The sequence below is a fragment of the Williamsia sp. genome, assembly GCF_016462415.1.
Lineage (GTDB): Bacteria > Actinomycetota > Actinomycetes > Mycobacteriales > Mycobacteriaceae > Williamsia_A.
The window spans coordinates 1-12,156 of record NZ_JAEMTF010000129.1 but is presented as its reverse complement, the minus strand read 5'-3'; the positions used below and the strand labels follow the sequence as shown (position 1 = coordinate 12,156).

The following is a 12,156-nucleotide window of genomic DNA, read 5'->3' as shown; positions in this document are numbered from 1 at the left end:
GCGGCGACCGCCTCGGGGACCGTCGGGGACGCGGTGGTGACGAACCCCACCTCGACCGGCACATCGACGAGATCGGCGAGGTGGGCTGCCGCGCGGCCGACGTCGGCACACGCGGAGGCGTCCGACGACCCCGCAGCGGCGAGGACGACGGCGTCACCGGGGCGCCATCCGGCCTCGATCAGACGCCGGTGCACCACATGCGCGAGAGCCGGATCCGGTCCGAGGCTCGGCGTGACGGTGACGTCGGGATGACCGCTGTGGGCGACGTGGTCGGGCAGGTCCTTGCGCACGTGGTAGCCGGCGGCCAGGAAGGCGGGGACCACCACCGCCGGTCCGTCGAGCTCGGAGAGCACATCGGACGGGTTGGGGCCGAGCACGTCGACGAACGCGACCCGTGTCCGACCGATGCGCTCGGAGACCAGGTCGGCGATGGCGGCGATCACCGACACCCCTGCGGCCGAGCGGGTTCCGTGGGCGACCAGCACGGGCGTGATGTGCGGCGGGAACGCGGCGTCACGGGACTCAGTCATCGTCGCCCTCCTCCTCGTACTCGAGGTCGACCGACAATCGATATCCCCGTTTGACGACGGTCTGCACCATCTTCGGGTCGCCGAGTGCGGTCCGTAGACGCGCCATGGCCGTCTCCACCGCATGGGTGTCGTCGCCACCGCCGGGCAACTCGGCGAGCAGCGCCTGACGGGAGACGACCCGCCCCGGGATCCGCGAGAGTCCCTTGAGCAGTGCGAGACCCGCGCTGGTGAGCGTCCGGACCTCTCCGTCGACGACGACGTTGCGCGACAGGATCGACACGTCGTGTCCGGCGACCCGCAACACCTGGGCACGTCGCGGTAGCTCGTCGGCGATCAACCGGGCCAACGCCCCGAGACGGAAGCGGGTGGGTTGCAGTGTGGGGACCTGGAGTTCGTGCAGCGGCCCCGCGGTGACCGCACCGACGCACATGGCGTGCACCGACGTCCGCAATGCGTGCAGCAGCGAGTCGAGCACACCGATGTCGCGGGCGCGTCCCAGCATCGACGCCACCGCGGGCGCGCTGGTGAACGTGATCGCGTCGATGTCGGAATCGATGGCCGCGGTGATCATCTGGTCCATCGGGCCGTGATCGTCCGGCGGTGTCCATCGGTACACCGGGATGGGCACGACGATCGCGCCGGCCTCGCGGAGCACCTGACACAGATCAGGCAGCGGTTCCCACTCGGTGGTCGCACCGTGTAACTGCACCCCGACGCGTACGCCGTCGACCCCCTGCTCCAACAGGTGATCGAGCACCTCGCTCGACGACTCGTTCGGCGGCGACCACTCCTCGCGCAGTCCGGCCGCGCGAATGGACCCCTTCGCCTTGGGGCCGCGCGCCAACACCGTGGACTGTCCGAGCGCGTCGACGAGCTTCTCGGCCATGCCCCATCCGTCGGCGGCCTCCATCCAGCCGCGGAAGCCGATGCCGGTCGTCGCGACGACGACGTCGGGTGGCGCGGCGATGATGTCGGCGGTGACGCGCTCGAGTTCGGCGTCGTCGGCCAGCGGGATGATCCGGATCGCGGGGGCGTGCATGACCTCGGCGCCGCGGCGGCACAGCAGTGCCTCGAACTCGTCGGCTCGGCGGGCGGCGGTGATCCCGATGGTGAACCCGGCCAGCGGGCGATCGGTCGGGCAGGGAACGGGGGTCGGGGTCACTGCGGACAGACTTCGACGGTTCCGTCGACGACACGGGTCCCGTAGGTACCCAGTTCCACCGTGTCGTCGTCGAGGCACCGGCCCGTGCGCAGCGAGAACACCTGCTTGAGCAGTGGCGACGCCACGATCGGCTCACCGGCACGGTCGCCGACGAGACCGCGGGACATCACCGCGGCCCGGCCGAACGGATCGACGTTGCCGACCGCGTACAGCCGGTCGTCGGACAGCCGGAACAACGCCACCTGGGTGGCGTCGGGCAGCAGTACCGCGACACCACGACCGGGGACGAGGTCGTCGAGCGCACATGCTGACGTCCACACCCGCGCGGGCGCGTCGGTGTCGGTGTCGTGGTGGTCGATGACGGTCATGGTGAGTACTCCTCCGGCGGTGGTGTGGTCGCCGCCCTCCAGTGTGGTCAGCAGATGTGAATGGGGTGTTTCGCCCGTGTCGGGTGGCGGTAAACCGCCAGGTGGGTACGACCCAGCCCGGTCACGACCTCGCGGGGACCGTCGGCGAACCGAGCAGGACCGGCACCTTGCGGCCCGACGAGTCGTCGAAGCCGATCGTCGGGTCGGGCTCCTCGGGCGCGTTGACGAACGAGACGAACCGCTTGAGTTTCTCGTCGTCGTCGAGCACCGCCGACCACTCGTCGCGGTAGCCCTCGACGTGACGCTCCATGGCCTCCTCGAGCTGCGCGCAGATGCCGAGGCTGTCCTCGCACACGACGTCGCGCAGATGGTCCAGACCGCCGTCGAGGGACTCCAGCCACGGCGCGGTCCGCTGCAGACGGTCCGCGGTGCGGATGTAGAACATCAGGTAGCGGTCGATGTAGGCGACGAGGGTCTCGTCGTCGAGCCCGGAGGCCAACTGCTGGGCGTGCACCGGACTCTGACCGCCGTTACCGGCCACGTAGAGGTTCCACCCGGATTCGGTCGCGATCACACCGACGTCCTTGCCCCGGGCCTCGGCGCACTCGCGGGCGCAACCCGACACCCCGAACTTGATCTTGTGCGGCGACCGCAGTCCGCGGTAGCGCTGCTCGAGCCGCACGGCCATCGCCACCGAATCCTGCACGCCGTAGCGGCACCAGCTCGTCCCGACGCAGCTCTTCACCGTGCGCAGGCTCTTGCCGTAGGCCTGCCCGGACTCCATCCCCGCGTCGACGAGTCGGCGCCAGATCTGTGGCAGCTGTTCGACGCGGGCGCCGAACATGTCGATGCGCTGCCCGCCGGTGATCTTCGTGTAGAGCCCGAAGTCCTTGGCCACCTGGCCGATCACGATCAGTTGGTCGGCGGTGACCTCGCCACCGGGCATCCGCGGCACCACCGAGTAGGAGCCGTTCTTCTGCAGGTTGGCCAGGAAGTGGTCGTTGGTGTCCTGCAGCGCGGCCTGTTCCCCGTCGAGGATGTGGTCACTGGAGGTCGAGGCGAGGATGGACGCGACGGTGGGCTTGCAGATGTCGCAGCCGGTCCCGGTCCCGTACTGCTCGATGAGCCCGGAGAACGTCCGCACACCGGTGGCGGCGACGATCTCGAACAGCTCCGAGCGCGACTGCGTGAAGTGCTCGCACAGTGATCTGCTCAGCACCACACCGGATTCGGCGAGCAGCTTCTTGATACTCGGCAGGCAACCGCCGCAGGTGGTGCCCGCACAGGTCGCCGTCTTGACCGCACCGACGTCGCACGCACCGTCGGCGATGGCCGAGCAGATCGCGCCCTTCGACACCGCGTTGCACGAGCAGATCTCGGCCGCGTCGGGCAACGCCGACAGACCGATCGCCGTGCCCGTCGACGACGGTGCGATCAGATCGCCGGGGTCGCCCGGGATCTCGCTGCCGACCATGGGCTTGAGCATCGCGTAGGCGTCGGCGTCGCCGACCAGGATGCCGCCGAGCAGGGTCCGGGCGTCGTCGGAGACGACGACCTTGGCGTAGGTGCCCGCGACCGGGTCGCTGTAGACGATCTCGAGCGCACCCTCGGTGACGCCCATCGCGTCGCCGAAGCTGGCGACGTCGACACCGAGGAGCTTGAGTTTGGTCGACATGTCCGCCCCGGCGAACGTGGTCGATCCCCCGAGCAGCTGGTCGACGACCACCTCGGCGGTGCTGTACCCGGGCGCGACCAGGCCGTAGCACCGACCTTCCACCGCGGCCACCTCACCGATCGCGAAGATGTCGGGATCGTCGGTCCGACAGACGCTGTCGGTGAGCACACCGCCGCGCTCCCCCACACCGACGCCGGCGGACCGGGCCAGCTCGTCACGCGGTCGCACGCCCGCGGAGAACACGAGCAGTCCGGCGTCGATGGTCGAGTCGTCGCTCAACGTCACCGTCAGACCGCCCGACGGCGCCGCCTCGACCGACGTCGTGGAGACCCCGGTGTGCACGGTCAGCCCGAGCTCGGTGACGAGGTTGGCCAGCAGCGCCCCGCCGCCCTCGTCGACCTGCAGCGGCATCAGCCGCGGCGCGAACTCCACCACGTGCGGGACCAGACCCATGAGCTTGAGCGCGTTGGCCGCCTCGAGACCCAACAGACCACCGCCGACGACCACACCCGTCGCGCCCGGTCCGGCCGCCTCGGCGGCCGTGCGGATCGCGTCGAGATCGTCGAGGGTGCGGTAGACGAAGCACCCGTCGGTGTCCTTGCCGGGGATCGGCGGCACGAACGGATAGGAGCCGGTGGCCAGGACCAGTGCGTCGTAACTGATCTCGTCGCCGGTGGCGGTCGTGACGGTGTGGCCCGCGCGGTCGATCGACGCCGCCGACTCCCCCAGTCGCACGGTGACGAGGTCGTCACCGAGGTAGTCGTTGCCGGCCAACGCGAGGGCGCTGCGGTCCCATCCGCTGACGTAGGAGGACAGACCGACGCGGTCGTAGGCCGCATCGGGTTCCTCGCAGAGCACCACCACCCGCCACTGGTCGGTGGCGTCGCGGGTTCGTAGGTTCTGGACGAACCGGTGTCCGACCATGCCGTGTCCGACCACGACGACGGTTTTGGTGCTCACTGCGATCCTCTCGGTACTGCGGTACGTGCGGGTGTTGCGGTCGGGCGAGACGTCAGCCGGTGACTGTGGCCGTCGGGCTGGCCGCCGCCGCGGCGCTGTCGACGGCCTCGGGCGACGGCGATTTCGTCGAGCCCTCGTTGCGGGCGTAGAACCACCAGGTGACGACGCCGGCGATGACGTAGAAGGCGAGGAAGATCCAAAACGCCGTGGTGGCCGACTTGTGGGCCTTGTAGCTCTCGCGCAGCACCAGGTTGATCGCCACGCCGCCGAGACCGCCGAAGGCGCCGGCGATCCCGATGAGCGCACCCGACATCGACCGCGACCAGGTGACCTTGCCGAGCGCGTTCAGCCCCTTGTTGGCCTGCGCCTTGGCCTCGAACACCGCGGGGATGATCTTGTAGACCGAGCCGTTCGCGACGCCGGAGATCAGGAACAGCAGGATGAAGCCGACGATGAAGCCGGTCAGCTCGGCTCCACCGATCCTGTGGTTGTTGGCATCGGCGGACATACCGGCCACCACCAGCACCGCCGAGGACGCGACCATGGCGACGAACGAGTACATGGTGACCCGACCGCCACCGATCTTGTCGGCCAGCCTGCCGCCGACGGGTCGGGCCAACGACCCCAACAACGGTCCGAGCCAGGCGATCTGCGCCGCGGCGAGGGCGGGCTTGTCGGCACCGTTGGCGGTGAAGCTGATGTTGAGGACCTGGCTGAACGCGAAGCCGAAGCCGATGAACGACCCGAACGTGCCGATGTAGAGCAGCGAGATCAGCCAGGTGTCGCGGTACTTGAGGCAGTCGATCATCGCCTTGGCGCTCGACGTCTGATGGTCGAGGTTGTCCATGTAGATCGCCGCACCGATGCCGGCCAGGGCGAGGGCGACCAGGTAGATGGCGCACACGATCTCCGGGCGATCGGCGGCCAGCCAGATCACCAGCAGACCGATCAGCTGCACCGCAGGGACACCGATGTTCCCGCCACCGGCGTTCAGCCCCAGCGCCCAGCCCTTGAGACGCTGTGGGAAGAAGGCGTTGATGTTGGTCATCGACGACGCGAAGTTGCCGCCACCGAGTCCGGTGAGCGCGGCGACGAACAGGAACCAACCGAACCCGAAGTCACCCGGGTTCAGCATCAGCATCATCGTCAGACCGGTGGGGATCAGCAGCACGATGGCACTGAAGATGGCCCAGTTGCGTCCGCCGAACTTCGCGGTCGCCTGGGTGTACGGGATGCGCAGGCAGGCGCCGAAGAAGGTCGCGGTCGCCGCGATGACGAACTTCTGGTCGAGCGAGATGCCGTAGGACGGCCCCATGAACAGCGCCAGCACGGAGAACAGGGACCAGACGGAGAACCCGACGTGCTCGCAGATCACCGACCAGATCAGGTTGCGATTGGCGATCTTCGCGTTGCCGTTGTCCCAGGCCTCGCGGTCCTCGGGGTCCCAGTCGGTGATGTAGTGCTTGCGGGTGCTGGCTGGTGTGGTCACGCCGGTGCCTTTCGTCCGAGCTGCTGCGTGACGCGGTGAGAGCACCGCGTCGGACCGACGTGGCGTCGGTTGATGGCGCAACCGTAGGAAGCCGGTGTTGCGTGGACTTGTCAGCGCGTGTCCGGGTAGTCACAAGTTGCTCACCTCGGTGCACGGACCCCAGTGAGACAGCCGCCCGGAGCGCACGTGCATCGCGCGTTTCGGCGAGTGACCCGCGGACCGGAATCACCGATCCGTTATCGTTCCTTGACGTACGGTGAGCTAGCTCACCACCGAAACACACCAGGGTTGGGGTCCATGATCAGAAATCGTGTCGTCGCTGTAGCAGGTGCCGGCGTCATCGCCCTCGCCGGAACGATCCTCGGGGTCGGCCCCGCGGCCGCCGCGCTGCCCGCAGGGTGCACGCAGGCGCCGTTCCAGGCCACCATCCGGTGCACCTTCACCTACACCGGTGCCTCGCAGACCTTCGTCGTCCCGCGCGGCCTCAATCGGGTGCTGGTCACCGCGACCGGCGCACGCGGCGGCGGCGCCATCCAGGGCCGACCCACCGTCGCGTCGAAGATCACCGCCTACATCCCCGCCCGCGGCGGACAGCGTCTGTTCGTCTACGTCGGTGGCGGCGGCCAGACGGCCAAGCGGTTCGGGCAGCTCGCCCTCGGCGGTTACAACGGCGGCGGTGCAGGCCGCCCCGCCGGTGGTGGCGGCGCGAGCGACGTGCGCACGGTCGGCGGCCCCGCGTCGTCGTTCGCATCCCTGAAGTCACGGCTGATCGTCGCCGGCGGCGCGGGCGGTACGACCGCCGCGAGTCGCGGTGGTGACGGCGGTCGACCGGGTGAGAGCAACAGCAACAACGGCGCGTTCGGCGGCGGCCCCGGCGGACTGTCCAACCCGGCCACACCGGCCGGGCGATCCGGTGCCGGCGGGTTCGGCGTCGGCGGCGCAGCGGTCGGCGCGGGCGGCGGCGGAGGCGGCGGGTTCTTCGGCGGCTCAGCGGGATTCCGCAACGGCGGCGGAGGCGGCGGGTCCAGCTTCCCCGGCGTGCCGTCACCGGTCTTCACGCCGTCGGGTTCCCAGGTCACCATCAGCTACCCCGGCCCGTGCTTCCCGTTCTGCTTCGGTAGCTGACGCGAGGCGTACCCAAACGCCACCGACCGCCCCGCGGTCGGTGGCGTTCCTCCGTGTCGGGGACGGCGGCGAGGGGTCGTGGAGGGGTCGACCTCTAGAGCATCAGCCGGACGACGTCGACGACATGCGACAAGCCCGCCAGGGCGCCGGACGACGATCGCGGGTGCAGAGCGTGCACGGCGAGACGGAACATCACCGCGCGCAACATCATCTGCGGCCACTCCGGCTGATCGGCCCATCGTTCGACGAGTTCCTCGTCGGCCTTACCCCACGCCAACGCATCGACGACGACGACTGCCGCGGCCCAGGATGCGGGCCGCCAGTACGGCACGAGGTCGGTGATGCCGGGCGCTGCGGCACCGGCGAACAACACCGTGCCGAAGAGATCGCCGTGCACGAGCTGCGACGGCGAGGACACCGGCTTGCGCAGGGTGGCTATGGTTTTGAGCATCTCGATGCTCTTGACCCCGTCCGGGGAGGTCGGGTCACCGAAGCCGGCGGCCCGGGCCGACCGCATCGGGGTGTCCTCCCATGCCGCACGGTCGGCGGCGTTGAACACGTCGACATCGGTGTACGGCGGCGCCGGCGGCTGCAACAGGAACCGGGGGCGTTCGAGGTCGGCGGTCACCTGGTGCAGCCGGTTGGCCAACGAGACGACCTCGTCGTGGCGCGGCTCCGGCGAACCGGCGATGTAGGTGTCAGCGCGCCATCCGGATACGACATAGCGGCCGTCGGTGCCGCGCAGTGGCCGGGCCACCCGGACTCCGTCGACGTAGAGGTCCTCGCGGATCTTGGCCGACCAGGCCGCGCGGGCGTGATCGGGGACGAGGGACAGCACCACCTCGCCGATGCGCCAGCCGCCTTCCCACTCGCGGGTCAACGCGATCGGCGTCGACCCGGTGAGACCGAACGTCGCGATGACGTGGTCGGGCGGATCCGGGGCATTCACGTTCCTGAGATTACCGACCCGAGTGCTCAGAGGCGGGGAGGGTGGGCGGTGCGGTCGCGTTCATGTCGACGGGATCCGATGTTCCGGTCGGTGTATCCGCGCGCGACGGGGCGGCGTCGGCCGCAGACCCACCCACGACAGGGCGGCCGCCGCGAGCAACAGGGCCGCGAAGACGGGGATGGCCCGGGTGAAGGTGTCGTCGAACCCCGCACCGAGACCCGCGTTCGCCGACGTGCCGGTGATCAAGGGGATGGCCGCGACCGAGAGCAGGCCCGCGGCGCGCGCCACCGCGTTGTTGACGCCGCTGGCCACCCCGGAGTGCTCGTCGCTCGCAGCGTCGAGCACGGTCGCGGTCAACGGCGCGACCAGCAGCACCATCCCGACCCCGAGCACCAGCGCACCCGGCAGCACATCCGTCGGGTAGAACGCGTGCGGACCGATGCGCAGCATGAGCAGCAGGCCGGCCGCGCAGAACAGGGCGCCGACCGTCAACGGGCCGCGCGGCCCGATCCGGGCGGCGAATGCCCCCGACCGCGCGGAGAACAACAGCATGAGGATCGTCGCCGGGGTGAGGGCCGCACCGGCCCAGAACGCCGAGTATCCCGACACCACCTGCAACTGCAGGGCGGCGATGAAGAAGTACCCGCCGAACGCGGCGTACACCGCGAACGTCATCACGTTGATGACGGTGAACGGGCGTGAGGCGAAGATGTCGGTCGGGATCATCGGGTTGGCGATGCGTCGCTCCACGGTCACGAACGCCACACCGAAGACCACCGCCGCCAGCGCCACCCCACCGATCTCGAGCGCCGAGCCGCCGGCCGCGGCCCGGATCAGGGCGAAGGTGGCGCACGCCAGCGCGACCGCACCGACGACCGAGCCACCGAAGTCGAAGGGGCCGTGCGCATCCGGATCCCGGGTCTCGGGCACGTGGCGGATCGCGACGAACACGCACACCGCCGCGACCGGGACGTTGATGAGAAACGCCCAGCGCCACCCGGGGCCGTCGGCGAGCCATCCACCGAGGAAGGGGCCGACCGCGGCCGCGACACCACCGAGGCCCGACCACACGCCGATGGCGCGCGCCCGATCGGAATGGCGCAGCGAGGACTGGATCATCGACAACGATCCGGGCGTCAGCAGCGCACCGCCGATCCCCTGCAGGGCACGCGCGGCGACGAGGACCACCACGTTCGGGGCCAGGCCGCTGAGCAACGACGCCGCGGCGAACCACACCACCCCGATCACGAACACCCGGCGCCGACCGAGACGATCACCGAGCGAACCACCGAGCAGGATCAGCGCGGACAGCGTCAGCATGTACGAGGTCACCGTCCACTGCAGTGGCGCGAGACCGACGCCGAACTCCTCGCCGATCTTCGGCAGCGCGACGTTGACGACCGTTCCGTCGAGCATCACCATGCCCGAACCGAGCACCGCACAGGCGACGACCCACCGCCCGCGGGCCGAGGCGAGCACGACCGCGTCGGTGGCGGACGGCGGGTCGGCTCCGGGCATGCTCACGTGGTCACCGTAGTGCCCGCACCCGCGCCACGAGGGTCAGTAGACCGGGAGCGAGGAATCCACCTGCCTGGCCCACGACATCACGCCGCCCTGCAGGTGCTGTGCGTCGCTGAACCCGGCACGTTTCACCGCGGCGAGCGCCTCGGCCGAACGGATACCGGTCTTGCAGTAGAGGACGACCGGGCGGTCCTGGGGAAGCTTGGCCAACCCGGTGCCGGATTCGAACTCACCCTTGGGGATCAGCGTCGCGCCGTCGATGTGGACGATGTCCCACTCCACCGGTTCGCGGACGTCGATCAGCGCGAGGCGCTCCCCCGCGTCGATCCTCGCCTTGAGCTCGGTCGCGGTGAGCGTCGATCCGGAGGCGGCGTCGGAACCCTCGGCCGACACCACGCCACAGAACGCCTCGTAGTCGATGAGTCCGGTGATCGGTTCGGCCTCGGGATCCTTGCGGATCCGGATGGTCCGGTACTCCATGTCGAGCGCGTCGTAGACCATCAACCGACCGAGCAGCGTCTCGCCGATACCGGTGATGAGCTTGATCGCCTCGGTACCCATGATCGACCCGATCGAGGCGCACAGGATGCCCAGCACGCCACCCTCGGCGCACGACGGCACCATCCCCGGCGGTGGGGCCTGCGGGTAGAGGTCGCGGTAGTTCAGTCCGCGCCCGTCGGGGGCGTCCTCCCAGAACACCGACGCCTGGCCCTCGAAACGGTAGATCGAACCCCACACGTACGGCTTGTGCGCGAGCACCGCGGCATCGTTGACGAGGTAGCGGGTGGCGAAGTTGTCGGTGCCGTCGAGGATGAGGTCGTAGCGGCCGAACAGCTCGACCGCGTTGTCCGGCTCGAGACGGAACTCGTGCAACTCGACATCGACGAACGGGTTGATCTCGGTGATCGAGTCGCGAGCGCTCTCCGCCTTCGACCGACCGATGTCGGACTGTCCGTGGATGACCTGGCGCTGCAGGTTGGACTCGTCGACCTCGTCGAACTCGACGATCCCGATCGTGCCGACGCCTGCGGCGGCGAGATAGAGCAGCGTGGGCGACCCCAGTCCCCCGGCGCCGATCACGAGCACCCGCGCGTTCTTCAGGCGCTTCTGGCCGTCCATGCCGACGTCCGGGATGATCAGGTGCCTGCTGTAGCGCGCGACCTCCTCGCGACTGAGATCGGCGGCGGGTTCGACCAACGGTGGAAGTGTCGACATCGGGTCCTCCAGGTGCACCTCGAGTGCGTCATCGCTCATGACGACATCACCCCTGCTGCAACGACGGGTCCGTCGGCACAATTCCGACCCCGCCCGCGGGTGGGGTCAGCGGGTGGGGAACGGCCACGGGTTGGCGCGACAGACGAGGTCGCGGTTGGCCCGCATGTCCGGGTCCAACGCCATGATCTCGCTGTTGGCGACGCCGAAGCTCTGCTGCATCATCACCGGCGCCAGCGCGCCCTCGGACTCGCAGGGCTCGTGCTGCTCGTAGCCGATGGCGTGTCCGACCTCGTGGTTGATCTGGTACTGCCGGTAGAGCAGATCGTCGCCCTGGTAGGCCACGGCGCCGCGGACCCAGCGGGCCTCGTTCAACGTCACGCGGGCCTCGGGCGGGTAGTAGCAGGACGACTCGAGCTTGATCTGGTAGCCGCACAGTTCGCGCGTCGTGCCGGTCGAGGTCAGCGAGACGCGGAAGTCGGGGTTGCCGGTGGCGATCCGACGGAACGCGACCTTGCCTCCGCCGATCCAGCTCTTCGGGTTCGCGAGGGTGGCGTCGACGAGTTTGGCGAAGATGCTGTCACTGCCGTAATCCTGTGGCGTCAGGCCGTTCTCGGCCTCGACGGTGTAGGTGTAGACCCGCGACGCGTTGCCGACGACGCCGGTCGTGCCCGGGATGACCCGCCACGACTTACGGCCCACCTCGGTGAACGGGCCGCCCTCGGGGAGTTGTCCGGCGGGCAGGACCGTGGCCGTCGCACCCCCGGTGGGAGCGCCGATCGCGGTGGTCGCGGCGTTGACGTTGGTGTTGCGGATCCCGGTGCCCGGCGAGGTCTGCGCGGGCGTCGAGGCGTTCGAGTCGCGCACGGTCGCGACGATCAGCAGGACGGTGAGCACGACCAGGACCGGGATCGCGTAGGCGCGCCACCCGTAGGTGTGCAGGAACCGGCCGAGCGCCGACTGCGTCTTGCGTTCCGGTCGGGGCATGGGCGCACGGCCGACATCCGCGGCCGTCGGGTCCCAGTGCGCACGGAGCGGCTGGTCGTCACCCGGGCGGGATCGTGCGGGGGGCGCGTTCCGCTCGGTTCTCTCGAGCGAGCTGCGCTCGCCCATCGGACCGGACTGCGAGGCGCGGGGGGTACGCGCGGCCTGTCCGGGGGCGCGG

At 69.7% G+C, this 12,156-nt stretch carries 10 protein-coding genes; 1 reads left to right on the top strand and 9 read right to left on the bottom strand.

Going from position 1 to position 12,156, the window contains the following annotated elements; all coding sequences use genetic code 11:
* The 5 genes from JHC79_RS20910 to JHC79_RS20890 all read right to left on the bottom strand — a co-directional run.
* Positions 1-530, bottom strand: a 530-nt coding sequence (locus tag JHC79_RS20910; protein ID WP_296394456.1) for a CbiX/SirB N-terminal domain-containing protein, incomplete at its 3' end; no start/stop codon positions are given.
* Positions 523-1,692, bottom strand: coding sequence for a uroporphyrinogen-III synthase (locus JHC79_RS20905; RefSeq protein WP_296394454.1), 1,170 nt, complete (start codon positions 1,690-1,692; stop codon positions 523-525). The genes JHC79_RS20910 and JHC79_RS20905, both read right to left, overlap by 8 nt.
* Positions 1,689-2,060, bottom strand: a complete 372-nt coding sequence (gene nirD / locus JHC79_RS20900) for a nitrite reductase small subunit NirD (RefSeq protein WP_296394452.1) — start codon at positions 2,058-2,060, stop codon at positions 1,689-1,691. The genes JHC79_RS20905 and nirD overlap by 4 nt, the downstream gene beginning before the upstream one ends.
* Positions 2,061-2,181: 121 nt before the next feature.
* Entirely contained in the window at positions 2,182-4,701 is a 2,520-nt protein-coding gene (gene nirB / locus JHC79_RS20895; RefSeq protein ID WP_296394464.1) for a nitrite reductase large subunit NirB, read from the bottom strand.
* Between the two features lie 46 nt (positions 4,702-4,747).
* Positions 4,748-6,184 (bottom strand): nitrate/nitrite transporter, encoded by a 1,437-nt coding sequence (locus tag JHC79_RS20890; RefSeq protein ID WP_296394450.1) that lies wholly within the window; start codon positions 6,182-6,184, stop codon positions 4,748-4,750.
* Between the two features lie 297 nt (positions 6,185-6,481).
* Between JHC79_RS20890 and JHC79_RS20885 the strand changes: the two genes are divergently transcribed.
* Positions 6,482-7,309, top strand: a complete 828-nt coding sequence (locus JHC79_RS20885) for a glycine-rich protein (RefSeq protein ID WP_296394448.1) — start codon at positions 6,482-6,484, stop codon at positions 7,307-7,309.
* A 94-nt stretch (positions 7,310-7,403) separates the two neighbouring features.
* Here the strand turns inward: JHC79_RS20885 and JHC79_RS20880 are convergent, their stop codons facing one another.
* The 4 genes from JHC79_RS20880 to JHC79_RS20865 form a co-directional block, all read right to left on the bottom strand.
* The gene (locus JHC79_RS20880) at positions 7,404-8,258 is read right to left on the bottom strand and encodes a TIGR02569 family protein (RefSeq protein ID WP_296394446.1); all 855 of its coding nucleotides are present in this window, start codon (positions 8,256-8,258) and stop codon (positions 7,404-7,406) included.
* Positions 8,259-8,318: 60 nt separating this feature from the next.
* Positions 8,319-9,776 carry an MFS transporter gene (locus JHC79_RS20875; RefSeq protein WP_296394462.1) on the bottom strand — a complete coding sequence of 486 codons (1,458 nt, stop codon included), beginning with the start codon at positions 9,774-9,776 and terminating at the stop codon, positions 8,319-8,321.
* A 42-nt stretch (positions 9,777-9,818) separates the two neighbouring features.
* Positions 9,819-10,994, bottom strand: coding sequence for an adenylyltransferase/sulfurtransferase MoeZ (gene moeZ / locus JHC79_RS20870; protein ID WP_296394460.1), 1,176 nt, complete (start codon positions 10,992-10,994; stop codon positions 9,819-9,821).
* Positions 10,995-11,099: 105 nt separating this feature from the next.
* Positions 11,100-12,104: a DUF3152 domain-containing protein gene (locus JHC79_RS20865; protein ID WP_296394458.1), complete on the bottom strand. Its 1,005-nt coding sequence runs from the start codon at positions 12,102-12,104 to the stop codon at positions 11,100-11,102.
* Positions 12,105-12,156 lie beyond the last annotated feature (52 nt).

Excerpts from the sequence above, each read along its gene's own strand:
- JHC79_RS20885 (WP_296394448.1), top strand. The coding sequence starts at position 6,482 with ATGATCAGAAATCGTGTCGTCGCTGTAGCAGGTGCCGGCGTCATCGCC.
- moeZ (WP_296394460.1), bottom strand. The coding sequence starts at position 10,994 with ATGTCGACACTTCCACCGTTGGTCGAACCCGCCGCCGATCTCAGTCGC.
- nirD (WP_296394452.1), bottom strand. The coding sequence starts at position 2,060 with ATGACCGTCATCGACCACCACGACACCGACACCGACGCGCCCGCGCGG.
- JHC79_RS20865 (WP_296394458.1), bottom strand. The coding sequence starts at position 12,104 with ATGGGCGAGCGCAGCTCGCTCGAGAGAACCGAGCGGAACGCGCCCCCC.
- JHC79_RS20875 (WP_296394462.1), bottom strand. The coding sequence starts at position 9,776 with ATGCCCGGAGCCGACCCGCCGTCCGCCACCGACGCGGTCGTGCTCGCC.